Below are 25,156 nucleotides of genomic sequence, written 5' to 3' on the forward strand. Positions count from 1 at the left end.
TGGGAAAGCCAGGTTGCCGGCTGCGGCCAGCCAAGCGCTTACAAGCCGCCCGTGCCGCAGCCCTTGGCCAGGTAGGTGCTGATCAGGTTCAACTGATCGGCCATGATCTTGCGCGTCCAGGCGGGGCCGTGGGCGTAGTCGGCCAGCACGTGGTATTCCACGGGCTTGCCGGCGGCCTTGGCCTTGTCGACGAACAGCTCGGACTGGATGATCGGCACGGTCTGGTCGCGTTCGCCGTGATAGACCATCAGCGGGATCTCCATCTTGTCTGCCAGGCTCAGCGGGCTCAGGCCCTTCACGGTGGGCCCTTGCGCCGATTGGAAGTAGGGGTTGGTGAAGAACTTGGCCCAGATGCGGTCGATGTCCGACACGCCGGCGCCGGCGATGGCGCACTTGTAGAGGCCGTTCGGGCGCACCGAGGCGGCGAAGGCTGAATAGCCGCCGTAGGAGAAGCCGAACATGGCGATGCGCTTGGGATCGGCCAGCTTCTCGCTGACCAGCCACTTGGCGCCGTCGTCCTTGTCGTCCTGCATCTTCTGGCCCCACTCGCGGTCACCGGCGTACCAGAGCGCCCGGCCCCAGCCCTGCGAGCCGCGGAACTGCGGCTGCAGCACGACGCGGCACTGCGACACCAGCAGCGGTACCCAGCCCGAGCCGTCGTAGTCCATCGTGTCGCGCGCCCAGGGGCCGCCGTGCGGATGCACGACTGCGGCGTAGGGGCCGGCACCGCACAGCTGCGGGTTGGGCACGGTCAGGTAGGCGGGGATGTTCAGGCCGTCGCGCGCCTTGTAGTAGACGAAGCGCGCCGTGCCGAGGGCGCGCCGGTCCACGTCCGGGCGCTCCTTGGCCAGCAGCTGGATGCTCTGGCCGCGCAGCAGGTAGTGCTCGGTCGGGTAGGTCAGGCCGCTGACGCGGATCAGGTAGGTGGGTGTCTCGCCGCCCACATAGCCCGCTAGCCGCACGGACACGCCGTCGAACGAACGCACGGCTGCGCGCTCGCCGCTGGCGACGCCGACGAACTCCTGGTCGATCTCCTTGATGCCCAGCGCCTGGCCGACGCCGCGCACGACGGAATCCAGCTTGTCGTTGGCCCAGTGAGTGTCGCGGCCCAGGTGGCCGTCGTAGGTGTAGCCGTCATAGCCTTCTTCGGGCGGTGCGTCGTCGGTGCGGAAGGAGCGCACGCCGGTGGCGTCGAAGTACTTGTGCTCGAACAGCGTGGACGCAACCTTGCGGCTGGCGATGTCGTACTCGTACAGGCCCGCGAACTCGCGGCCCACGTTGCTGCTGATGATGGCCGTGCCGGGCTTGCTGCCCACCGCGATGACGTCGACGACGTCGCGGTTCTTCACGTAGTTGCGGAAGTGTTCTTCCCAATCGCCATCCTTGTTGCGGAAGTCGATCGCGACAAAGGCGCCCTGGCCATCGGTGTTCAGGCGCGACTTGGCCCAGACGACACCCTTGCTGTTGACGAACACGTTGCTGTCCGATTCGCTCAGCCGCATGATGCGCACGGCCTTGTTGCTGCGCAGGTTGTAGCGGTAGACGTCACGGCTGGACGCGCTGCCCGAGTCGCTGACGACGATGACGTTCTCGGGGTCGGTCAGCAGCCGGTTCAGCACCGTCGGGTTGGCCAGCGCGGCTGCCTTCTTTGCGGTCTCGGAGCGCGGGATCTCGGTCGCCGCCATCGGCTCGATCCAGGTCTTGCCCTCGAGGTCGGTGAAGAACAGCTTGTTGATGAAGACCTTGATGAACTCGTCGCCGCGCAGGTCGTAGGGCTGCGTCATGCTGACCTGCAGCATGTCGTTCTTCAGGAACGACACGCTGGAGATCTGCATGTTCTTGGCGCCGATGACGGTCGGCTTCGCCGCAAGGTCGGCCAGTTTCCAGACCAGGATGGTGCGGTTGTCGCCCTGGCTCTGGAGGGCAATCATGTGCTTGCCGTCCGGGGAGATCTGGAAGCCGGTCATGCCGGGGAACTGCGCCAGCGTCTCGACGGTCGGGACGCGGATGGGCGCAGCGGCGGGCGCTGCCTGCGCCAGCACGGCAGCCGGGCAGGCCGCCAACGCGGCGCCGGCGACGGCGAGCAGCCGCGCCAGCTTGTTCAAGTAGCTTTGCATGGAAATCACACCTGAAAAAAAGCCCTGGCAACCGGGGGTTGCCAGGGCGATGGACCGTTTGCCGATTAGAAGGTCTTGGAGACGTTCATGAAGAAGCGGCGGCCTTGCAGGTCATAGCCGCTGTACAGCGAGGCATTGCCGATGCGGTTGTTGCCGTAGCCCGTGACCGCAGAGATCAGCGGCGGAATCTTGTCGGCGATGTTGCGCACGCCGGCGGTCACCTTCCACTTGCTCACCGCGTCGCTGTAGGACAGCGACACGGAGTGCAGGAAGTAGTTCGGCGTGTCGATCTTGAATGCGGCCGTGGCGGGGTTGATGCCGTAGTACTCGTAGTTCGACTGTTTGCCGACCCATTCCAGGCCGTAGTAGACGTTCCAGCCCTTGACCGTGTAGTTCACGTCCATCGCGCCCGACCACTTCGGCGAACCGAGGGTGCCGTTGGTGTCGTCCAGCGCATCTTCGGCGAACAGCTTGTTCGACTGCTCCTTGAACTCCGTCGCGGTCAGGTTCACGCGCAGCTTGCCGATGCCGACTTCGTTGGTGTAGCGCACGTTGAAGTCATAGCCGCGGACGACGTCGGTGGCCAGGTTCACGTAGCTGTTGTTCACCGACAGCGCGTTGTTGCCCGGGTTGCGGGTCACGAGGCGGCAGAAGCCACCACCGGAGCGGAACTGCGGGTCGTCGTAGCACTTGCTCAGGATGGAGCCGGTGCCGACGCGCGAGACGCCGTTGTCCACCTTGATGTCGAAGCGGTCCACGGCGAGCGACAGGTCACCAAAGCCCGTCGGCAGGCCCGGCTGCAGGATGATGCCCCACGAGCCGTTCTTGGACGTCTCAGCGGCAAGCCCCGCAGTGGCGCCGCCCGAGGTGATCGAGGTGATGCTGTTCACCTGCTGGAAGTTGGCCGGCAGGCCTTCACTGGCGCAGTTGGCTGAACGCACGGCACCCTTGGAGGTGTAGTCGTTGCAGGGGTCGCCCGATGCCGTCAGGAAGCCGGTCGTTGCGCCCACGAACTGTTCGAACAGCGCCGGAGCGCGGTAGGACGTGCCAGTGGTGCCGCGCACCGAGATCCAGCCTGCGGGTGCCCACAGCGCGCCGATCTTGTGGGTCGAGCCCGTGCCATAGGACTTGTAGTCCGCACGGCGAGCCGACAGATTCAGCGTCAGCTCCTTGGCCATCGTGACGTCCTTGAGCAGCGGCACTTCCAGCTCGGCGAACACGTCGGTGGCCTGATCGCTGCCGCGTGTCGGTGCGCCCGAGGTGAAGTTGTAGATGTTGGCGTTCTGCATGGCTTCCGACGGCGTGTCGTCGATGGATGCCTTGCGGAACTCCGCGCCGAATGCGCCCTTCAGGTCGCCATAGGGCAGCTTGAACAGCTTGCCGGTCGTCGAGGCGGTGACCACGGTTTCCTTGTACTTCGTCGTGCCGACAAAGTTGCCGTAGACGAAGCCCAGCCAGGCCGCCGGCAGCTTGCCGTTGATGACATCGGTGGTCAGTGCCGGTGCGGCCACGCAGCCGTTGGCGGTGTTGATGCAGTTGAAGCCGCCGCTGCCATTGGAGGCGACGTTCAGGCTCTGCGCCAGGCGATCAGTCGCGAAGCCGTCGAACGTGTAGGAAGCCTTGCTCTCGGACTGAGCCACCGAGACGTCATAGTCCCAGCTGATCTTGGAGAACGAGCCACGCAGGCCGGCGACGGCACGTGTGAAGTCCACTGACTGGCTGGAATAGCTGTTGCCGGCGCCGATGAAGCCGCGCACGCCCAGGGCAGCGCCGTTGGTGATGGGGGTGGCCGCAGCCTGGATCTGGCTGAAAGCCAGGTTGGCCGGGATCAGCGGGCTGCCCTTGGCGTAGTCCAGCGACAGTTGGCGGAAGCCCACTTGCGAGGACTCGCGGCGGTTGAACAGCACTTCACCGTACAGCTCTGCATCGCCCAGACCCGGCAGGTCCATGGCGCCTTCGGCGTAGAAGTTGTGATTGCGGATCGGCGACAGCAGCGTGTTGTCCAGCATGCGCGGGTCAAACGTGTCGCGCACATACAGGCTGGTGGTCGAGCCGCCGCCCACGCCTTCGTAGCCCACCAGACCGGTCGTCACGGCGGCGTTCGGGCGCCAGCGGTTGAAGGTCGTGCCGACAGCGTTCGTGGCGCCCACGCCGGTGAAGTTGCTGGTGCCCAGGGTGTTGATGGTCACACCGTTCTCACCCGTCAGGCCGGTCGGGTAGCACTTGGGGTTGCCGGTCTTCGGGTCCTTGTAGTCGGCGCTGCCCCACTCGCCCATCACCCCACCGGCGGTGGTGCGTTGGTAGGTGGTGTTGCAGCTCGTCCAGTCGCGCTGACCCAGGGTCTGCGCCTGGTTGTCGTTGAAGTTGTACGCGGCCAGGACGCGGAAGTTGTCCTTGATCACGCCGCCGGCGATGGAGAAGTTGTAGGCATTGCCGCCGCCGTGCTCGGTTGCGGTCACGCCGGCGTCGATGCGGATGGAGTCCAGGTCCTTGCGGGTGATGATGTTGATCACACCGGCCACGGCGTCGGAGCCGTAGATGGACGAAGCGCCATCCTTCAGCACTTCGATGCGGTCGACGATGGAGTTGGGCAGCGTGTTCAGGTCGGCGGCGCCGACCGAGCCGCGGGTGCCGGACGGCGACATGCGGCGGCCGTTCAGCAGCACCAGCGAGCGGGTCGGGCCGAAGCCACGCAGGCCCACGGTGTTGGCGCCAGGGCCGCCGTCGGTGACGTAGCCGCCGAACGCGGCGTTGATCTGGCCTTGGCCGCCGGTCACGCTGGTGCTCTGCAGCACCTGGGCAGTGGAGGTGAAGCCCGCCAGTGCGGCGTCTTCGTTCTTGATGACCTGGATGGGCGCCGGCGAGCTGAACGCGTCACGCTTGATGCGCGAGCCGGAAGTGACGACAACCGCGTCCAGCTTTTGGACGGGTGCGGGAGTTTCTGCGACGGTGGCCGGCTTGTTACTGTCGGCCGGGGTTTGTTGCGCTGCAGCATGCTGCGCAAACAGCAGGCCGAGAACCGCGAGGGCGACGGGTTTGTAAACGGGTTTGAAACTGGAGGAATGGGTGGGCATAAAAGGGTCCATCAAGGGGGTGCGTTTCAAAGCCATCCGCCGCCCGGGTAGGGCAGCGCAGCCTGCGGCTCGTCAACGACTTCGATGCTAGGGGGTGGGCTTAGTTACATGTGCCCTTCGGCACGCACCTAGGGTCATTACCGATCCGTCTGGACCATGCTGCGTGACGGCAACGTTGCGGCCAGCCAACAAAGTGTGTCGGCCGGGCCTAGGCCGGCGCTCGGGCATTCGCCTAGTGCAGAGGCACGGTTTTGTGCGGGGAAAAATAGACGCAAACCTTCGCATACTGCGAACTCTGAAAACGAAGGCGGCGAAATCAAACTGGCTTGAATCTCGCCAAAAGCGCACTCTCTTACTGAGTTGAAAAATATCGACCTGGTTTCTTACTGAGTTGAAAAAATACGGCGCCGACGCCGAAAATACCGTCATGAGCCCTACCCAAGACGCTGCGGCCCCCGATCTGCTGTTCGCCCTGCTGCCCGACAGCGGCCTCGCGCCGGACGGCCCCGACACGGTGGCGCCGCTGGCTGCGGCCCTGCACGCCCAGTACCCGAACGCCGCCACGCTGACGCTACACCCGCCGCTGCGCGACGCCGAGGGCCGCTGCCGCTGGTGGGCGGATGACGCGCCCAGCCTGGAGGGCGTCGAGGCCGCACTGCCGCACTTGATAGCGCGCCTGCGCCTGGAGGCCGCCAAGCTGGGCCTGGCCTGGGAGCGCGTTGCCCTGGCCGGTGTGGGCGACGGTGCGCTGCTGGCGCTGGAGGCCGTGCAGGCCGAACCCGAACTGGTGGGCCGCGTGCTGGCGTTTGCCGGCGGCTACCTGTCGCGGCCCGAGCATGCGCCGCAGGACGTCTGTGTGCATCTGCTGCACGGCCTGGCGGACCAGCGCTTCCCTTACCGCCACGTCGTCGACGCCGCTCAGGCCCTCGTCGACCTGGGCGCCGACGTGACGGCGGACGTGCTGCCTCATCTCGACCATGGTCTGCACCCGGCCCTCATCGCCAAGGGCATGGAACAGTTGCGCACCTTCATCCCGGCGCGGTTGTGGCGGGCGGCGGTGGTGGCCGCTCAGGAGAGCGAACGGGCGGCCGACTGATGCGCGAGGTCGCGCTGGCCGCCATCGGCGTCTATCAGCGCTACGTCTCGCCCTACAAGGGCTTTTGCTGCGCCTACCGCGAGCACACCGGCCGGGCGAGCTGCTCGGCGCTCGGCGCACGGGCCATCCGGCGCTGGGGCGTGTGGCGCGGGCTGGGGGTGTTGAAACTCAGGCTGCGTGGTTGCAGCGAGGTCCATCGGCGCTGCGTGGACGCGCAGCCCAGGCGGCCGTTGGCGACGCAGCGTGGGGCCTGTGACTTCGACTTCGTGCCTGGCGACGTGGACTGCAGCGACGCCGCCGATTGCTGCGACTGTGGCGATTGCTCGTCATCCGAGAGAAAGGCGCGGCGCCAGGAAAAACGCCAGCGTCGCGCCGCGCCAGCCGGCCGCTGGGACGAATCCGCCGACGCAGACGCCAGCCGGCGCCGCGACGGCTGATCAGTCCAGCACCACCTCGGTCCGCACCACGCCCGCCCGCTCCGCGCTGGCGCTCAGCGCCAGCCGCGTGCCCACCGGCGCCCGCACCACCCACTCGGCCACGGCGCGGTCGTCAGTCGGTTGCTTGTTGGCCAGGAAGGCAAGCTGGCTCTGCTTGGGCGCATGGCCTTCAAGCTGCGGGCCTTCCATGCGCTCCTTGCCGCTGACCAGGCTGATGGCCGGGTCGCCGCTGGGCAGGTGCAGCTCGAACATCACGCCGCGCACCGTCTTGCGCTCCAGCGCGCGCTGCGTCACGTAGGCCGGCAGGTAGCCGGCATTGGCCACGGCCAGGCGCACGCGCCACATGTCGGGGCCCAGCGCCCGCACCTCGGTGCGGATCAGCTCCAGCTTGGGCAGGCTCATGGCGATCTGCGTCATCCAGGCCGGAAAGCGCGCCGCCTCACGCTCGCGCAAGGCCGGCGGCGGGTTGCGCCAGTAGTTCATCTTGTCCCAGCCGCCAATTTCGACGGCGCCGAGCTGCGGGTGCTGGAAGGGCGTCCATTCCACATGCGCCTTGCCGCCGCACTGCTCGTCGCTCCACTTCAGCAGCTTGAGGTCGTCCTCCACCGGGTGCTGGCGATACCAGTCAATCCACTGGTTGTCCTCGACGCCTGCCTCCTTCTTGGGCGACCACAGCTCGACGACCCAGAACAGCGCGCCCAGGTGCTCGTAGACCCAGTCCTGCGTGCCGGTGATGACGTCCTTGGGGTGGTAGCGGAAGTCCTCGTAGATGCTGATGGCCGGGTAGCCGGTGTGCTTCTCGCCCAGCGCCGAGAACTGTTGGAACAGCCACAGGTCCTCGGGTGTCATGTCCTTGTCGCTGCGCGTGCCGCAGGGGCGCAGGATGACGCCGCTGTGGGTGTGGAAGCTGACCGCCGCGCCGATATTGGGATGACTCGTGATGAACTCGACCATCGCCCGCACCTCGGGCTCGCTGGTCGGGTAGGGGCCGGCGCCCAACTGCTGGAACTCCTGGCGCCATTCGCCGGGGAAGTTGCGGTTCAGGTCCAGCCCTTCGCGGTCGGGGTTGACCTTCACGGTCAGGCCGTCGTGGTGCTTGATGAAGCCCTCGGGGATGAGGCGGTAGTACTCGCCGCCATGCTCGCCCGGCTCGCGCGCCACCATCAGGCGCGGGTCGCCGGCGTGGCGCTTGTAGCCGCCGTGCGGGTCGGGCACGCGCATGGTCAGGATGCGGCCATCGCCGTCGATGTCCTCCACGGTCAGGCCGTCGACTGGTTCCTCCGTGTAGGGATAGGCGCGCGTGGAGCTGCGGATGTGGCGCGGCCGCTCGGCCAGGGCCAGCTCGGCGCCGTCGGGGTTCAGGCGCGGCACGATGTAGAGGGTGCGCGTGTCCAGCAGGCGGTTGACCTGCTGGCTTTCGGCCGACGTGCCACCATGCAGGCTCAGCAAATGGTGCAGGTAATAGATGCAGGTGGTGGACGCCGTCAGCTCCGCCGCGTGGATGTTCCCGTCAAGCCACAGCGCCGGCTTGTCGATGTCCATGCCGCTGGCCAGGTTGGTGACGACGACGACCCAGATGTCGCGGCCCTCGTAGCTCTTGCCGATGGCGCGCACCGACACGAGGTTGGGGCGCGCCTCGGCGTAGGCAAACAGCAGCGCCGTCAGCTCGTCGTAGCGATAGAAGTGGTCAAAGCGCGGGTTGGGCAGAGCACTGGGCATGGTGGCTGGTCTGGTGTGGGTGCCCCCAAAACTAGGGACATCTGTAATGGCGCGGATTGTCCGAACTCGCCCCCTTGGCTCCCCCAGGGTTTGCCCCCACCTTTGCCCTTTATTGGCCCTTGAACAGCGCCTGGAACTGTCGGGACACTGGCAGCTTCTCGTCCCGGCCGCGCAGCGTGACGACCATGGTGCCTTCGTCCACGCGGATGGCCCGCGCCAGGCAGCGGCTGTTGACGAGCACGCTGCGGTGGATCTGCCAGAACTGCTCGGGGTCGAGCTGGGTCAGCAGCTCGCGCAGCGGCGTGCGGATCAGCGCCTCGCCGCCGCTGTGCACGACGCGGGTGTAGCGCGCGTCGGCCTCGAAGTAGATGACGTCCTCCGGCGGGATCAGCTGCACCTCGCGGCCGACGCTGGCCTGGATGGGGCGGGTCGTCGGCCTGGGTTGGACGAGGCCGGCGAGCAGGCGCTGCAAAGCCGCCGTGTCGGGTGCGGGCTGGGCCAGCCGCGCGCGCAGCTTGGTCAGCGCGCGGGCCAGGCGCTCGTCGTCGATGGGCTTGAGCACATAGTCCACCGCGCCGGCGTCGAAGGCGGCCAGCGCATGGTCGTCAAAGGCCGTCACGAAGACGATCAACGGCGGCGTGGCCAGGGCCGAGAGCCGGCGCGCCACCTCCAGGCCGGTCAGGCCGGGCATGCGGATGTCCAGGAAGGCGATGGCCGGCTCGTGCGCCAGGCAGTCGTCCCAGGCCTCGGCGCCATTGGTGCTGGCGGCGACGAGCCTGAGCTCGGGCCACAGGCGTGCCAGCGCGGCGCGCAGCTGTTCGCGCGGGGCTTCCTCGTCGTCGGCGATCAGGGCGGTGATGGGGTTCATGGCGTCAGCGTCAATGTGGCGATGCAGCCGGGGGCAGCATCGGCCAGGGTCAGGGTGCAGGCGGGGCAGGCCTGGGCGAGGCGGCGGCGCGTGTTGGCCAGGCCCACGCCGTCGGTCCAGCCGGGGGCCAGGCCGGGGCCGTCGTCGCGCACGGTCAGCACGAGGCGCTCACCGTCGCGACGGCCGGCGATGTCGATGCGACCGCCGTGCAACTGCGGCTCGATGCCGTGGGCGATGGCGTTCTCCACCAGCGTCAGCACGAGGCCTGGCGGCAGCTGGGCGTCGACGTCGGCCGGCACGTCGATGCTGAACTCCAGCCGCTCGCCCAGCCGTGCCTGCATGATGGCCAGATACCGCCTGACCATCTCGATCTCATCGGCAAAAGGCTGCAGCTCGCGCTCGAACATCGGCAGCGTGGCGCGCAGATAGCCCGTGAAGTCGCGCAGCAGCGGCGCGGCGCGGCGGTCGCCGGTGTCCACCCAGTGCTGCAGCGAGGCCAGCGTGTTGAACAGGAAATGCGGCTGGATCTGCGCGGCCGCGAGGCGGGTGGACAGGCGCAGTGCGGCGTCCTGCTCGGCCAGCTCGCGCAGCCGCGCTTCGATCTGGTCGACACGGTAGATGGTCACGATCCACCAGCCCGACAGCACGGCGGTCAGCACGGCCAGCAGCAGCGGTGTGCCGCCGACGACCTCGTCGCGCCAGCCGGACTTGATCAGCGGCAGCGTCACCAGCGCAATCACCACGGCAGCGGCATAGCAAGCCAGGTTGAGCCGCTTGCGGGTGGGCGAGCGCCACAGCGCATGCGCCGTCTCGAGCGCCGCCCAGGCCGTGAGCAGCACGCCCGACCAGATCACCGGCCGCATGCCGCGCGGCATCTCGTGGGTGAAGATGGCCATCAGCAGCACGGCGTTGCCGTAGACGTAGTGGTCTATGCCGTAGGGCCAGGGCCGCTCGCCGGCGCGCGCCATCTCCTGCGCCGTGAACACCCGCTGCGAGCCGGGATAGAGCAGCCAGCGTACCCAGTCGGGAAAGCGGCGCGGGCTGTTGGTGGTGGGTTCAGATGCCATGGAGCGCAGTCTAGGAGGCGCCCTGGCCGGTGGTGGCGCCGTGCGGCGAATGGCGGGCCTGGGCGCGTGAATGGCGGGGCGGCTGTCTAGACAAGTGCGGTGCAAGAATGCCGTCATGTCTTGGACTTCTCTTGACCTGCGGCGCCGCAGCTATGGCGTGGCCGTGCTGACGATGAACCGGCCCGCGGTGTTCAACGCCTTCGACGAGACGCTGATCGCCGAGCTGGACGATGCGTTCGCGCAGCTGGGCAGCGACGCCAGCGTGCGCGCCATCGTGCTGGCGGGCGCCGGCAAGCATTTCAGCGCCGGCGCCGACCTGCAATGGATGCAGCGCGCGGCTGGCGCGTCGCAGGACGACAACCTGGCCGATGCCCGCCGTTTCTCGGCCATGCTGGCGCGCATTGCCGACTGCCCCAAACCGACGATTGCGCGTGTGCAGGGCGCGGCGCTGGGCGGCGGCGTCGGGCTGGTGGCGGCCTGCGACATGGCCGTCGCGTCCGAGGCGGCGAGCTTCTCCGTCAGCGAGGCGCGCATGGGCATCCTGCCCGCCGTCATCGGCCCGCATCTGGTCAACGCCGTGGGCCTGCGCGAGGCGCGCCGGCTGGCGCTGACGGCGGCGCGCTTCGGCGCCGACGAGGCCTTGCGCCTGGGCCTCGTGCAGCGCGTCGTGTCGGCCGACTCACTGGACACGGCCGTCGACGCATTGGTGACTGACCCGCTCGCCTGCGGCCCGCAAGCTCTGGCCGAGATCAAGCAGCTCTACGCCCGCCTCGCGCCCGGCCCGGTCACTGCGGACGTGCGCGAGCTGACCGCACAAACCATTGCCCGCGTGCGCACCACGCCCGAGGCCCGCGAGGGCTTCACGGCCTTTCTGGCCAAGCGCAAGCCGAACTGGACACCTCCCGAATGACTCTGAACGATTCCCGCATCCTCGTCATCGGCGCCGGCCTGATGGGCGCCGGCATCGCCCAGGTCGCCGCCCAGGCCGGCCACGCGGTGCTGCTGTTCGACGCCCGTGCCGGCGCTGCCGAGGCCGCCAAGGACAAGCTTGCTCAGACGCTGGGCGGCCTTGTCGACAAGGGCAGGCTGACGGGTGAAGCGGCGGCGGCGGCGCTTGCACGCATCACGCCGGTCGATGCGCTCGCGCCGGTGGACCTCGTCATCGAGGCCATCGTCGAGAACCTCGACATCAAGCGTGCGCTGTTCGCCGAACTGGAGGCGTTGCTGGCGCCCGAGGCCGTCATCGCCACCAACACCTCGTCCATCTCCGTGACGGCGCTGGCGCGCGGCATGAAGAAGCCCGAGCGCCTGGTGGGCATGCACTTCTTCAACCCGGTGCCGTTGATGAAGCTGGTCGAGGTGGTCTCCGGCCTGGGCACCTCGCCTGCGGTCGCGCAGGCCGTCTTCGACCTCGCCGGCCGCTGGGGCAAGACCGCGGTGCACACGCGCTCCACGCCCGGCTTCATCGTCAACCGCATTGCCCGGCCCTATTACGCCGAGGCGCTGATGCTGTTGCAGGACCGCGCGGCCACGCCCGAGCTGATCGACGCGCTCCTGCGCGCGGCGGGCTTTCGCATGGGCCCCTGCGAGCTGATGGACTTGATTGGTCACGACACCAACTTCGCCGTGACGAACTCGGTCTTTGCCGCCAACTTCTTCGACCGCCGCTTCACGCCGTCGCTGGTGCAGCAGGAGCTGGTGGACGCCGGCTATCTGGGCCGCAAGAGCGGGCGCGGCTTCTACCGCCATCCGGAGGGCGCGCCGGCCCTGCCCATCATCAGCATCGCGCCGCCGCGTGCGGCCCGGCTCGTCGTGCATGGCCGCGGCGCGCTGGCCGAGCGCTTTGTCGCCAACCTGCCGGAGGCGCTGCGCGAGATGGACAGCGACTGGATCGGCCTCACCGTCGATGGCCGCCAGCTGCGCCTGACCGACGGCCGCCGCGCGCGGGACTTCGGCCCCGGCACGGCCGTCTTCGATCTGCCGCTGGCGCCTGCGGGCGATCTCGCCTTTGCCGGCGACGCAACCGCCGCCGCCTGGCTGACCCGGCTGGGCCTGGTGCCGCGCGAGGTGGCGGACCTGCCCGGCCTCGTCGTCGCGCGCACGATTGCGATGCTCATCAATGAGGCCGCAGACGCTGTCAGCCAGGGCGTCTGCGATGAGGCTGGTGCCGATGCGGCGATGAAGCTCGGTGTCAATTACCCGGCCGGGCCGTTTGAATGGCTGGCGTTCTGGGGCGCGGAGCCCGTCGGCGAGCTGCTAAACCGGCTCGACCACCACTACCGAGGCGAGCGCTACCGCGTCAGCCCTTATCTGACATGAGCACAACTCAAGCCTTCATCTGCGACGCCATCCGCACGCCCTTCGGCCGCTACGGCGGCGCGCTGTCGTCCATCCGCGCCGACGACCTCGGCGCGCTGCCCATCAAGGCGTTGATGGCACGCAACGCCCATGTCGACTGGGCGGCGGTGGAAGACGTCATCTACGGCTGCGCCAACCAAGCCGGCGAGGACAACCGCAACGTCGCCCGCATGGCCGCGCTGTTGGCCGGCCTGCCGATGGGCGTGCCGGGCGTGACCGTGAACCGCCTGTGCGGCTCGGGCCTGGACGCGGTGGGCACGGCCGCCCGCGCCATCCGCGCCGGCGAGGCCGGGCTGCTGATTGCCGGTGGCGTCGAGAGCATGAGCCGCGCGCCCTTCGTCATGCCCAAGGCAGAGAGCGCCTTCAGCCGCACGAACGCCATCTACGACACGACCATTGGCTGGCGCTTCATCAACAAGCAGATGAAGGCGTTGTACGGCGTCGATGCGATGCCCGAGACGGCCGAGAACGTCGCCGCCGATTTCGGCATCGAGCGCGAAGCCCAGGACCGCATGGCGCTCGCGTCGCAACGCAAGGCCATCGCGGCCCAGCAGCGTGGCTTCTTCGAGCGCGAGATAGCTCCCGTCGACGTGCCGCAGAAGAAGGGCGAGCCGCTGCGCGTGCTGCTTGACGAGCATCCACGCGAGACCAGCATCGAGGCGCTGGCCAAGCTCAAGGGCATCGTCAAGCCGGACGGCAGCGTGACGGCCGGCAACGCCAGCGGCGTCAACGACGGCGCCTGCGCGCTGCTGCTGGCGAGTGAAGCCGAAGCAGCTCGCCATGGCCTGACGCCGCGCGCCCGCGTCGTCGGCATGGCCACGGCCGGTGTCGCGCCGCGCATCATGGGCATTGGCCCCGCGCCGGCCACGCGCAAGGTGCTGGCGCTGACGGGCCTGACGCTGGCGCAGATGGACGTCATCGAGCTGAATGAGGCTTTCGCCGCGCAGGGCCTGGCCGTGCTGCGCGATCTGGGCCTGGCCGACGACGACGCCCGCGTGAACCCGAATGGCGGCGCCATCGCGCTGGGCCATCCGCTGGGCGCCAGCGGCGCGCGGCTGGTGACGACGGCGATCAACCAGCTCGAAATGAGCGGTGGCCGCTACGCGCTGTGCACGATGTGCATCGGCGTGGGCCAGGGCATCGCACTGGTGGTTGAAAGGGTCTGATCACTCGAAGAACAACCGGCTGATGCCCTTGAGGCTCACCAGGTTGCCCGGGTTGCTCGTCTCATTGAGCACACCGGCCATGCGCCTGAGCACGCGCGGGCTCTTTTTGGCGCGCCAGATCACCAGGTCCGCCAGCCAGGGGTGGTCGTTGACGCGGTTGGCGGCTTCGTAGAGCTTGAATTTGGGCTTCAGCGCCGTCAGGCTGGCCTCGTAGGCCGCCCGGGCGGCGGCGTCATCGTCGGCATGCGCCAGGATGGCGTCGGCCGCCAGCATGCCGGTCTCCATCGCCTTGCCTATGCCCTCGCCGGTGAAGGAGTAGGTGGAGCCCGCCGCCTCGCCGGTGACGATGAGGCCGGGCCGCGTCCACTTGGCGCCCGTCAGCGTGAAGCGCAGGGGCGCGCCCTTCAACTCGCCCACCAGTTCACCCACGCGCATCAGCTCGGCCGCAGGCGCGTACTTCTCGACGAAGGCGTCAAAGATGGCGCGCAGGTTGGCCTCCTTCTTCTGGCCCTTGCCGCCGCGGTCGCTGTGCGAGTTGGTCACGCCGACGCCGATGTTGAAGTGACCGTCTGGCGCCGGGAAGATCCAGCCATAGCCGGGCCGCACGGCCTTGTCCCAGACGACCTCCAGCGCGGTGATCTTGCCGACCATCTGCGGCGCCTTCACATAGCAGCGCAGGCCGACGCCGCTGGGCGTGTGGCGCTCGCACATCCCGGCGGCCGTCAGTGCCTTGGGCACCGCGCCGGTCGCCAGCACGACCCAGCGCGCCGCCACCTCGACGATCTCGTCGCCGCGCTTGAGCCGCGCGCCGACGACGCGGCCGTCCACCTCCAGCGGCGCCTCGAAGCGTGCCTGCTCGAAGCGCGCACCGGCGTCGCGCGCCGCCTGCAGCAGCAACGCGTCCAGCTCCTTGCGCGGCAGCACGGCCATTGCGCCCGGCACGTCGATGCGCCCGCCGCGCGGGCCGATGCAGCCGACATGGGTCACGGGCTGGGCCCGGCGCATGACCTCGTCCAGCAGCCCCAGCCGCGCCAGCGCCTTGTGCGCGTCGGGAATCAGGCCGTCGCCGCAGGTCTTGTCGCGACCCTGCGGGTGCTGGTCGACCAGCAGCACGTCGATGCCGGAGCTGGCCAGCACCCGGGCGCAGGCGCTGCCGGCGGGGCCGGCGCCGATGATGAGGACGCTGCACTGCGGCGGCAGGGGGGCTGAGGGTTCAGGCTGGCTCACTGGGGTCTGGTTTGGCTGGGTACGGTTCATTTTCGCGGGCGCGCGCTCACACCCGCTTGCGGGCCCAGCCGGTCACGGCGTAGCGGGGCTGCTGGGCGAAGGGCGCCACCAGGCTCACGGCGTGGTCACAAGGGATCTTGAAGAGATTGAGGCGATTGAAGGCCGGCGTGAAGCCGCCCTCGACCTGGCCATCGGCGCCATGGAAGAGCAGCAGGCCGCCCCAGTCCCGGCGCCAGTTCATGGTGACGTTCAGCACGTAGGCCAGCACCCGCCCCTTGCCCGCGACATCGTCGTTGTGCATCGTCAGGAAGTGGCCGGGCCGGTAGCGGGTGACCTGGGCATCGCAGAACTCGATGCTGTCGTCCTCCGCCAGGTAGCGGCAGTGCTCCAGGAAGGGCTGCGAATTGAGCCCCCGGTGCAAGGCCAGCAAGGGGCCCGATGTCAACTGGCCGCCTTCCACCTCGTCGGACAGCCGGTAGGTGTCGAAGCAGTACTGGAAGCCGCTCGCGGCGCCCGCGTGGATCAGCGCAGTGAACTTGGCTTCCTGCTCGGGCTGCAGCGAGGCCAGCTCTTCAAGCGAGAGATCCAGGCTCTTGGCGCCGCTGTTGACCGACAGCCGGAACGGCGCCTGCGTCACCGCCTGCAGCAGGTCGGCGGCATCCTGAGCGCCCAGGGCGGGGCTGATCTGTGTCCTGCCAACCGCGCGCAGCCCTTGCCGATGCGCGGCCAGATCGATGGCGGGATCGGACAGCAGCGCCAGGGCTCCGTCGTCGTCGGTCATTTCAAACATTCCTGGAGTTCAAAAAAAACGGCCGCATCGCTGCGGCCGTTTCTGATCTGCGAAAGATCTTAGTTGAAGCTCAGGCTTGCCTGCACGAAGTAGCGGCGGCCCACCACGTCATACGTCGACGGGTCGGTGCCGGACTGCACGTTCGGCGAGTAGGTGCGCGGCTTCTGGTCGAGCACGTTGTTGACACCCGCACGCAGGGTCAGGCTCTTCGTGAAGTCGAAGCTGCCACCCAGGTCCCAGTAGGTCGTCGAGGGCACGCCGGTCAGCGCCTCGCCCGGGAAGAGCTTGGCCATGCGGTTGGTCATCGCGCTGAGGTAGCGCATGCGCACATCGATGCCGACGCTGTTCCACTTGTAGTTCGCGGTCACGGTGACCTTGTCGCTCGGGAAAGTCTGACCCAGGCCAGCGCCGAAGTAGGCGATGGTGCCTGCGTAGTCCACCTCGGGCAGCAAGGATGTGGTCTTGGACTTGAAGTTGAGCAGGTGGGTCCAGAACCCATCGACGTTCAGTCGGCCCGGGCCGACCTTGCCGGTCCAGCCCACCGAGATGTCGATGCCCGAGGTCTTGACGGAACCCTCGTTGCTGCCGGAGAAGTTGCCATCCGGATCGACAGGGTCATAGGCGCCCTGGATGGAGCTGCCCGAGCGCGCGATCGTCGCGCAGCTCGACTGGGTGACCGAGTACGTCGGGTTGCGGCCGTTGTAGTTGTAGCAGTCGGCGATGAACTCGTTGACGTCGGGCGCCGTGATGGCGTCCTTCACCCGGATGTTGTAGTAGTCCACCGTGCCGCGGAAGCCACCGAACATGCTGTCGGCACGCGGTGCCCACACCAGGCCCAAGGTCACGGAGTTGGAGGACTCCGGCTTCAGGTTGATGTTGCCCGTCGTGTTGGTTTCGGCCTGGGCGCCAGGCGATGCCACGAAGCTGGTGTTGGAGACACCGGTTGCCGTGCAAAGCGCGCTCAGCTTGGCGGCGTCGGCGCCGGTCGTGCGGCCCACGCTGTTGACCGAGCAGGGGTCGAAGAAGCTCGGGAAACCGCCACCACCGTCAAACAGCTCGCCGAAGTTGGGCGCGCGCACCGAATGCTGCGCCGAGGCGCGGGCACGCAGTTCCGTCGTCGGCTTCCAGTCCAGGTTGGCGGCGAAGGCGTTGGAGCGCTTCTTGGGCGTTTGCAGGCCCTTGATGACGTCGACCGCCTCGCTGCTGGAATTGCGATAGGCCAGCGACAGGTTGGCCGACTTGATCATCGGCATGTTGGCGGCCAGCGGGATCGACAGCTCGGCGAAGAAGTCGTCGAAGCTGTTGCGAGCCTTGGCGGCGGACTGCGAGTTGAAGCCGTAGATCGGGCCTGCCGTCGAACCGGGGTTCAGCTCATAGGCAAAGCGGCGGGTCTCGGCGCCGAGCACCAGGCCCATCGGGCCGGCGGGCAGCTCGGCCAGATCGCCGTTCACGAAGAACTGGCCGATGGTCTGCTTGAACTGCTGAGCCAGCGAGGTGGGCAGCTGCAGGAAGGCCACGCATTCCGGCGACAGCGCTTGACGGCCGAAGGGGTTCACGCCGCCCGCGCACAGGCTCTTGCCGCCGTCCGTCGCACCGAAGGCATCGGCCAGCTTCTGGGCATTGATGTTGCCCATCTGCGATTGATCGATCTTGGTAATGCCGTGCGAGATGGAGCCTTCCCAGTTCCAGCCGGTGCTCAGGATTTCGCCCTTGGCGCCGGCCAGGTATTGGGTGACGTCGTTGGTGTAGGTGTTGGTGCGCAGGCCAGCTGCCACCGTGCGCCAGCCCATCGTGAACGGCTCGGTAGCGCCCGCGCCCACCAGGTTGGGGTCGTCACCGGTGCGGCTGTCCAGCAGCTTCCTGAGGTCGGCCGGGATGAAGACGTTGTCGGGGGCGACCAGCAGCGTATTGCCGCTCTTGCCAGGCACGATGTACTTGCTGGTGATCTGCGTAGACGCCGTCGTCTGGCCCGGAGCGCGCCAGGCGCCGCCGGAAACCGGCGTTGGAGCCAGTGCCGTCGTCGAGTTGTAGTTCGAGTTGGAGATCTTGCCGAACACCTCGATGCCGTTGCTCAGCAGGTAATTGGCTTTGGCTGTGACCGAGCGGCGCTGCAGCGGCAGCACCAGGATATTGGCCGGATCGAAGTTGTAGCTGTAGAAGTCCGGGAAGAAGCGCGTATTCACGCCGGCGCTGGGGTCGATCGGATACTTGAAATTCACCACATCCAGCGGCGAATTGAACAGGCCCGGGAAAAACAGCGTGCCGTCGCTATTGAACGAGTGGGCATTGCCGCGCGTAATCTGCGGGCCGGTATAACCGTAACCGGCATAAAGGGCGTCAACCGCCGCTTGCGAAGGCAGATTGGCCGAATTCGGCGCGAAACGACCCTCGGGCCACGACGTCGTCGTGCTGGTGGCCAGGGCGGCGAATTCACGCTGGCGCTTGTAGATCGCCTGGCGATCCATGTATTCCAGGCCGATGACGGCATTGCCGCGGTTGTCGGCGAAGTTGCCACCAAACAGCGCCTGGATATTGCGTTCTTTCGCGTCGCCACCCTTGGTGGTGTTGGACGTGCCGTAACGCAGGTCGATGCCCTTGAAGTTCCTCTTGAGCTTGATGTTCACGACACCGGCCACGGCGTCGGCACCGTACACGGCGGCGGCGCCACCGGAGATGATTTCAATGCTTTCCACCATCGCCATCGGGATGGTGTTGATGTCAACCGTCTGGTTGGACGCGGACACCATCGGGCGGCGGCCGTCGATCAGCACCAGGTTGCGGTTACTGCCCAGGCCGCGCAGGTCGATATTCGCCTGGCCACCGTTGCCGGGGTTGTTTGAACTCGTCGTGCCGGCGGGATTCACCTGCGGCAGCGTATTCAAAAAGGTTTCCAGCGTGACGTCCTGATTGGCCTGCAATTCTGCGGCAGTAATCGTCACGGTCGGGCTGGCGGCTTCCAGGTCAAGCTTCTTGAGCCGGCTGCCGGTAATTTCAACGCGCTCAAGTGCTTGCTGAGCGAACGTCGGGATTGCGAAAGTTGCAAGGCACGCTAGTGACGCAGCGCTTACAAGATTACGTTTGAACATATGGGGCTCCAGGATGGGCGAGTATTTAATGCAATACCGATACTCGCCACATACAGGATCACCGACAGTGGCGAGGCGTTGGCAGTGTGAGGGAAGTCACACCCTCGTCGCCTCGGGTTACCACTAGCGGCCACGTCTGCTGGAGCGGGATTCAGAAGAGAGGACGCCAACTTACGTCTGGCGACTCCCCTAGGCTCAGTGCTCGTTTTTTGCCCGTCTGTTGTGCTTGCGCGACGAAGGATGGCTTCTCCGTGCCGCAAGTCACCGTGGCTGGCACGTCCATTGCCAGGCTCCGGCAGCGCCGAACCGCCGAAGTGTGCGAGCTGAGCAGAGTTTTCTGATTTGTTTCCGGATGGTTTCCAATATTCGCCATCCAGTAACCTTCTTGGGTTGTTTGTCAGTTTGGCTGCTTGCTGCGCAGGCGCCAGGCATGCAGCAGCGGCTCGGTATATCCGCTGGGCTGCGCCTCGCCCTTGAACACCAGGTCCAGCGCCGCCTGCATGGCCGCGCCCTCGGGGTGGGTGGCCAGCGGCAGGTAAACCGGGTCGCCGGCGTTCTGGCCGTCCACCACCTTGGCCATGCGCGTGAAGGTCTCGCGCACCTGTTCGGCGCTCACCACGCCGTGGCGCAGCCAATTGGCGATGTGCTGGCTGGAGATGCGCAGCGTGGCGCGGTCTTCCATCAGGCCGATGCCGTTGATGTCGGGCACCTTGGAGCAGCCCACGCCCTGGTCCACCCAGCGTACGACATAGCCGAGGATGCCCTGGACGTTGTTGTCCAGCTCCTGCTGGCGCTGCTCGGGCGTCCAGTTGGCCTGCGGCGCGACGGGGATGGTCAGCAGCGCGTTCAGGATGGCTTCGCGCTCGGCGGCAAGGTCGACCTTCTCCAGCTCCTGCTGCACGGCAGCAACGTTGACCTGGTGGTAGTGCAGCGCATGCAGCGTCGCTGCGGTCGGCGAGGGCACCCAGGCAGTGTTGGCGCCGGCCTTGGGGTGGGCGATCTTCTGTTCCAGCATCGCGGCCATCAGGTCGGGCATGGCCCACATGCCCTTGCCGATCTGGGCCCGGCCACGCAAGCCGCAGGCCAGGCCCGTCAACACGTTGCTGCGCTCGTAGGCGGTGATCCAGCTGGACGTCTTCATGTCGCCCTTGCGCAGCATCGGCCCGGCGCGCATGGCCGTGTGCATCTCGTCGCCGGTGCGGTCCAGGAAACCGGTATTGATGAAGGCCACGCGGCTGGCGGCGGCGGCGATGCAGGCCTTCAGGTTGACCGAGGTGCGACGCTCCTCGTCCATGATGCCCAGCTTGACGGTGCTGTCCGGCAAGCCCAGCAGCTGCTCGACGCGCGTGAACAGCTCGGCGGCGAAGGCGACCTCGGCCGGGCCGTGCATCTTGGGCTTGACGATGTAGACGCTGCCTGTGCGGCTGTTCCCCCGGCGGTTCAGGTCATGCATCGCGATGGTCGTCGTGATGGCCGCGTCCATGATGCCTTCCGGGATCTCGCTGCCGTCGTCCAGCAGGATGGCCGGGTTGGTCATCAGGTGGCCAACATTGCGCACGAACATCAGCGAGCGGCCATGCAGCGTGACCGTGCCCTTGCCGCCCGGCGCCGTGTAGACGCGGTCGGCGTTCAGGCGGCGCGTGAAGCTCTTGCCGCCCTTGGCGACTTCCTCGGTGAGCGTGCCCTGCTGGATGCCCAGCCAGTTGCGGTAGGCCAGCAGCTTGTCCTCGGCGTCGACGGCGGCAACGGAGTCTTCCAGGTCGAGGATGGTGGACAGGGCCGACTCCAGCACGACGTCGCTGATGCCGGCGGGGTCGCTGCGGCCAATGAGCGTCTCGCGGTCGATGCGCACGTCCAGATGCAGGCCGTGGTGCACCAGCAGCACGCTGCTCGGCGACTCGGGCGCGCCCTGATAACCGGCAAAAGTGGCCGCGTCGGCCAGGCCGGTCACGTCGCCTGACGCCAGCGTGACGGACAGCTGATCGCCCTCGATGCGGTACGCCACCGCCTGCCCATGCGAGCCCTCGGCCAGCGGCGCCGCCTGGTCCAGCACCTGGCGGGCGAAGGCGATGACCTTGGCGCCGCGCACGGGGTTGTAGCCACCGCCGCGCGTGGCGCCATCGGCTTCGGAGATCGCATCCGTGCCGTAGAGCGCGTCATACAGCGAGCCCCAGCGTGCATTCGCCGCGTTGAGTGCGTAGCGCGCGTTCAGGATGGGCACGACGAGCTGCGGGCCGGCCTGCAAGGCCAGCTCCGCGTCGACATTGGCGGTGGTGGCCTGCACCTGGGCGGGCGGCTCGACGAGGTAGCCGATGCGGCTCAGGAAGCTGCGGTAGGCCGGCATGTCGGTGATGGGGCCGGGGTGGGCCTCGTGCCAGGCGTCCAGCTCGGCCTGCAGGCGGTCGCGTTCGGCCAGCAGCGCGCGGTTCATTGGCGCCAGCTCATGCGCCAGCCGGCTGAAGCCGGCCCAGAAGACGTCGGCGGAGATGCCGGTGCCGGGCAGCACTTCGGTGTCGATGAAGCGGGCCAGGTCGGTGTCGACCTGCAGGCGATGGCGGGTGGTGCGGCTGGCGGTGGACATGGGCGAACTCCTGGCAGAAGAGCAAAACACGGATGCCGAAATCTAGCGCTCCGCCGTGTCGGGATTCACTGTGCGGCGCGCCATTCATCTGTGACTTGGATGCATAGATCGTGCCCGGAACAGCCAGCTTTGCATCGGCAACCCAGCACAATCAAGGCATGGACAAGCTCAAGCAGATCGAGTCCTTCGTGCTCGTCACGGCCAAGGGCAGCCTGACGGCGGCGGCGCAGGCCGAAGGTGTGGCGCCCGCAGTCATGGGCAGGCGGCTGGACGCGCTGGAGGCGCGCCTGGGCGTCAAGCTGATGCTGCGCACGACGCGGCGGCTCACATTGACAGCCGAGGGCCAGTCCTTTTTGGAGGACTGCCAGCGCCTCGTCGCCGCGCTGGCCGACGCCGAGGCGGCCGTCAGCGCCGGCGGGCTCAAGGCCAGCGGCCATTTGCGCGTGACCGCCCCGGCCGGCTTCGGCCGCCGCCACGTCGCGCCGCTGGTGCCCGGCTTCCTGGCGGAACACGCCGAGCTGAGCCTGTCGCTCAACCTCAGCGACCGCGTCGTCGATATCGTCCATGAGGGCTTCGACTGCGCCGTGCGCGTGGGCGACCTGCCGGATTCCAGCCTCGTCAGCACGCGCCTGGCCGACAACCGCCGCCTGTGTGTCGGCGCGCCCGSCTACCTCAAGCGCGCCGGCACGCCCAAGCACCCCGACGACCTCGCCCGCCATGCCTGCCTGACGCTCAGCTCCGAAGCCAGCCAGACGCGCGGCTGGGCCTTCCAGATCGACGGCGCCGTGCAGCACCTGCGCCTGAGCGCGCGGCTGGACTGCAGCGACGGCCAGGTGCTGCACGACTGGTGCGTGGCGGGCCTGGGCCTCGCCTGGCGCAGCACCTGGGAGGTCGAGGCCGACATCGCAGCCGGGCGGCTGGTCAGCGTGCTGGACGACTATGCCGCGCCGCCCAACGGCATCTACGCGGTGTTCCCGCAGTCACGGCATCTGCCGTTGCGGGTGAGGCTGTGGGTGGAGCATTTGCGTGCTCACTACGGCCGTGCGGATTACTGGCGTAGTGACTCTGCGACGGCTGGATAAGGCCGGGACGCGGGGGCACGCAATTGCTCCATGTCCCCCGGGCCGCAAGCGGCCCTCCTCCTTTACTTGCGCAATTGCGCGCCCCCGCATCCCGGCTTTCCACCAGCGGTTTTCGCGGCGACAAGCCAATGCAACGACAGCAGGAGGGCGGGTAGGCCTGATGCGCAGGTAAAGGAGGAGGGCTGCGCAGCAGACCGGGGGACACGGAGCATCAGGTCTACCCGTCCTCCTGCGCCCGTCGAGTCGCAGTCAGTCCCCGAACTGCACCTTGGCGCGCTGCTTCACCCAAGCTTCAAACTTGCCCGCGTAGGCCTCTTCAACCCGGTTGCGCTTGACCTTGAAGGTCGGCGTGATGAAGCCGTTGTCCACGGTCCATGGCGTCTTGATGAGCACCAGCGAGTCGAGCTGTTCGTGCGGGTCCAGCCGGGCGTTGACGTCTTCCAGGTGCTTGGCCAGCTCGGCTTGAAGGCCAACCGCATCGCTGGCGGCGCGCGCCAGGCCTTGTGGCGACAGCATGGCGATGCCCAGCGGCTGGTTCAGGTTGGCGCCGGCCACGCAGCAGGCCTCGATGGCGGGGTTCATGCCCAGCTTGTCTTCGATGGGTGCAGGGGCGACGTACTTGCCCTTGCTGGTCTTGAACAAGTCCTTCACGCGGCCGGTGATGCGCACGCAGCCGTCGGCATCCTGGGACACCTTGTCGCCGGTGTGCAGCCAGCCATCGGCGGTCAGCGCATCGGCGGTCAGGCCGGGCTCCTTGTAGTAGCCGATCATCAGCGCCGGGCTGCGCATCTGCAGCTCGCCGGTCGCCGCGTCGATGCGCGTCTGCACGCCGGCATAGGCCGGGCCCACGGTGCCGCGCTGGTTCTTGCCGGGCAGCGTCATGTGCGAGAGCGCGAGGTTCTCGGTCATGCCGTAGCCCTCGTTGATGTGCAGGCCCAGCGTGCCGTACCACTCCAGCAGCGCGACGGGCATGGGCGCGGCGCCGCCGACGGCGATGCGGCATTGGTCCAGGCCCAGCGCCTTCATCACCTTCTTGCGCACCAGCCCGCCGATGATGGGCAGGCGCAGCAGCTTGTTCATCTTCTGCGCCGGCATCTTGGCCTGCACGCCCTGCTGGAACTTGACCCACAGGCGCGGCACGCTGAAGAAGATGGTCGGCCGCGAGCGCTGCAGGTCGGCGGCAAAGGTCTCCAGCGACTCGGCGAAGAACACCTTGAGCCCGACCTTCAGCCATGCATGCTCGATGAGCACGCGCTCGGCCACATGGGCCAGCGGCAGATAGGACAGCATGCGGTCGCTGGCACTCATCGGGAAGCGCAGCAAGCCCTCGTTGATGGCCCAGGTGAAGGCGCCGAAGTTGTGCATCACGCCCTTGGGGTTGCCCGTCGTGCCCGAGGTGTAGATCAGCGTGCACAGCTCGCTTGCCGCCCGCACCACCTCGCCCTTGAGCGGCTCGGTGCGGGCGCAGATCGCGTCCCAGCTCTCGTAGTTCTGTTTCACGTCGTCGGGCGACAGCGCGTAGCTGGCGCCGGGCAGGCTGGGCATGACGCCGGGCTTCATGCCCTCCCAGCCGTCCAGCTTGCCGATGAAGATGTAGCGCGCCTCGCTGTGCGTGAGGATCTGCGTGATGGTGTCGGCGGCCAGCGTGGGGTACAGCGGCACGGAGACATAACCGGCCATCCAGATGGCGAGGTCGCTCATCAGCCACCAGGCGCAGTTCTTGGACAGGATGGCCACCTTGGCATCGGCCGGCCAACCCTCGGCGGCGCCCTTGGCCTTCAGGAAGGCGGCCATGCGGCGCACCTGGTCGCCCACCTGGGCCCAGGTGAAGTCCTTGACCTCCGCGCCTCCCATGGGCTGGGTCAGCGTCACGGCGCTGCCGGCGGTCCGTTCCCAGTGATAGAGGCGGGGCAGCGCGAGTTGGTCGGCGGCGATGGTGGCCATGGTGTCTCCTAGGGCTTCTTTTCGGACCCGCGAAGTTACCGCGCGGGAACGGATGGCCCCTACGGGTAAACGCTTTTTGGCGTGACGCGCTCCCCACATTCCGTAGAGCGGTGGCTCTAGAAAAGCCTCCTAAAACCGCCAGTCGCAATCCATGGCCAGGCCCGCCGGCAGCCGAGCCGCCACGCCGGCCAGCGGGTGCGGCGCGGCCGTCAGGTCGGCAAGGCGGGCAGGCCTTGCGCGTTCGGCGCGGGCCAGCGCCTCCGCCCAGGGCTGGCCCGCCGCGCGCAGGGCGCAGGCCAGTTGCAGCCGCGCGGCCCACTCGGGCAGGCCCAGCGGCTCGGGCAGGCTGTCGAAGTAGGCGACGCGCTCGCGCGTGGCGGCCAGCCAGGCCTCGGGCGTGCCGGCCAGGCGGGCGTTGAAGAGGGCGATGCGCGACATCAGGTTGCGCGCCTGGCCGAGCGCGGGGCGCAGCGCGTCCAGGCGGGTCGCCATGTCGTGCGCCAGCGCCTGGCCCGCGGTGCCGGCGCCGGGCGCGAGCGCGACG

17 protein-coding genes are annotated in these 25,156 nt (G+C 67.8%); 6 read left to right on the forward strand and 11 right to left on the reverse strand.

All coding sequences use genetic code 11. The features are described 5' to 3' along the window. Positions 1-38: 38 nt before the first annotated feature. Together ACXRVZ_RS04805 and ACXRVZ_RS04810 are read right to left on the reverse strand one after the other, a co-directional pair. Positions 39-2,117, reverse strand: coding sequence for an alpha/beta hydrolase family protein (locus ACXRVZ_RS04805; RefSeq protein ID WP_457418299.1), 2,079 nt, complete (start codon positions 2,115-2,117; stop codon positions 39-41). 65 nt (positions 2,118-2,182) lie between these two features. Next, positions 2,183-5,191 carry a TonB-dependent receptor domain-containing protein gene (locus ACXRVZ_RS04810; RefSeq protein WP_457418301.1) on the reverse strand — a complete coding sequence of 1,003 codons (3,009 nt, stop codon included), beginning with the start codon at positions 5,189-5,191 and terminating at the stop codon, positions 2,183-2,185. Positions 5,192-5,618: 427 nt separating this feature from the next. On the opposite strand from ACXRVZ_RS04810, the gene ACXRVZ_RS04815 reads away from it, so the two are divergent. Next, positions 5,619-6,287, forward strand: coding sequence for an esterase (locus ACXRVZ_RS04815; RefSeq protein ID WP_457418303.1), 669 nt, complete (start codon positions 5,619-5,621; stop codon positions 6,285-6,287). Then, positions 6,287-6,724, forward strand: coding sequence for a membrane protein insertion efficiency factor YidD (gene yidD / locus ACXRVZ_RS04820; protein WP_457418305.1), 438 nt, complete (start codon positions 6,287-6,289; stop codon positions 6,722-6,724). The genes ACXRVZ_RS04815 and yidD overlap by 1 nt, the downstream gene beginning before the upstream one ends. On the opposite strand, the gene ACXRVZ_RS04825 is transcribed toward yidD, so the two are convergent. From ACXRVZ_RS04825 to ACXRVZ_RS04835, 3 genes are all read right to left on the reverse strand, one after another. Continuing rightward, complete coding sequence (locus ACXRVZ_RS04825) at positions 6,725-8,443, reverse strand: M14 family metallopeptidase (protein WP_457418307.1); 1,719 nt, start codon at positions 8,441-8,443, stop codon at positions 6,725-6,727. A 109-nt stretch (positions 8,444-8,552) separates the two neighbouring features. Beyond that, the gene (locus tag ACXRVZ_RS04830; protein ID WP_457418309.1) at positions 8,553-9,311 is read right to left on the reverse strand and encodes a LytR/AlgR family response regulator transcription factor; all 759 of its coding nucleotides are present in this window, start codon (positions 9,309-9,311) and stop codon (positions 8,553-8,555) included. Continuing rightward, entirely contained in the window at positions 9,308-10,378 is a 1,071-nt protein-coding gene (locus tag ACXRVZ_RS04835; RefSeq protein ID WP_457418311.1) for a sensor histidine kinase, read from the reverse strand. Before ACXRVZ_RS04835 ends, ACXRVZ_RS04830 begins: the two co-directional genes overlap by 4 nt. 115 nt (positions 10,379-10,493) lie before the next feature. Here ACXRVZ_RS04835 and ACXRVZ_RS04840 point away from each other — a divergent pair, with 115 nt between their 5' ends. From ACXRVZ_RS04840 to pcaF, 3 genes are read left to right on the forward strand one after another with little or no spacing between them, the layout of a single operon-like run. Next, a complete protein-coding gene (locus ACXRVZ_RS04840; RefSeq protein WP_457418313.1) occupies positions 10,494-11,288 on the forward strand; it encodes an enoyl-CoA hydratase-related protein in 795 nt (264 codons plus the stop codon). Then, positions 11,285-12,697 carry a 3-hydroxyacyl-CoA dehydrogenase NAD-binding domain-containing protein gene (locus ACXRVZ_RS04845; protein WP_457418315.1) on the forward strand — a complete coding sequence of 471 codons (1,413 nt, stop codon included), beginning with the start codon at positions 11,285-11,287 and terminating at the stop codon, positions 12,695-12,697. Before ACXRVZ_RS04840 ends, ACXRVZ_RS04845 begins: the two co-directional genes overlap by 4 nt. Next, complete coding sequence (pcaF, locus tag ACXRVZ_RS04850) at positions 12,694-13,902, forward strand: 3-oxoadipyl-CoA thiolase (protein ID WP_457418317.1); 1,209 nt, start codon at positions 12,694-12,696, stop codon at positions 13,900-13,902. The genes ACXRVZ_RS04845 and pcaF overlap by 4 nt, the downstream gene beginning before the upstream one ends. Here pcaF and ACXRVZ_RS04855 read toward each other — a convergent pair whose 3' ends face one another. The 4 genes from ACXRVZ_RS04855 to ACXRVZ_RS04870 form a co-directional block, all read right to left on the reverse strand. After that, positions 13,903-15,129 carry an NAD(P)/FAD-dependent oxidoreductase gene (locus ACXRVZ_RS04855; RefSeq protein ID WP_457418319.1) on the reverse strand — a complete coding sequence of 409 codons (1,227 nt, stop codon included), beginning with the start codon at positions 15,127-15,129 and terminating at the stop codon, positions 13,903-13,905. Positions 15,130-15,175: 46 nt separating this feature from the next. Continuing rightward, on the reverse strand, positions 15,176-15,910 hold the full coding sequence (locus ACXRVZ_RS04860) for a 2OG-Fe(II) oxygenase (RefSeq protein WP_457418321.1): 735 nt from the start codon (positions 15,908-15,910) through the stop codon (positions 15,176-15,178). A 68-nt stretch (positions 15,911-15,978) separates the two neighbouring features. Next, positions 15,979-19,005, reverse strand: coding sequence for a TonB-dependent receptor domain-containing protein (locus ACXRVZ_RS04865; protein WP_457418323.1), 3,027 nt, complete (start codon positions 19,003-19,005; stop codon positions 15,979-15,981). A 397-nt stretch (positions 19,006-19,402) separates the two neighbouring features. Next, positions 19,403-21,586 (reverse strand): malate synthase G, encoded by a 2,184-nt coding sequence (locus tag ACXRVZ_RS04870; RefSeq protein WP_457418325.1) that lies wholly within the window; start codon positions 21,584-21,586, stop codon positions 19,403-19,405. Positions 21,587-21,744: 158 nt separating this feature from the next. Between ACXRVZ_RS04870 and ACXRVZ_RS04875 the strand changes: the two genes are divergently transcribed. Continuing rightward, a complete protein-coding gene (locus tag ACXRVZ_RS04875) occupies positions 21,745-22,668 on the forward strand; it encodes a LysR family transcriptional regulator (protein WP_458232211.1) in 924 nt (307 codons plus the stop codon). Positions 22,669-22,917: 249 nt separating this feature from the next. On the opposite strand, the gene ACXRVZ_RS04880 is transcribed toward ACXRVZ_RS04875, so the two are convergent. After that, positions 22,918-24,612 (reverse strand): AMP-binding protein, encoded by a 1,695-nt coding sequence (locus ACXRVZ_RS04880; RefSeq protein WP_457418329.1) that lies wholly within the window; start codon positions 24,610-24,612, stop codon positions 22,918-22,920. A gap of 129 nt (positions 24,613-24,741) precedes the next feature. After that, positions 24,742-25,156, reverse strand: a 415-nt coding sequence (locus tag ACXRVZ_RS04885; RefSeq protein ID WP_458232212.1) for a hypothetical protein, incomplete at its 5' end; no start/stop codon positions are given.

It is taken from the genome of Roseateles sp. P5_E8, from assembly GCF_054177665.1.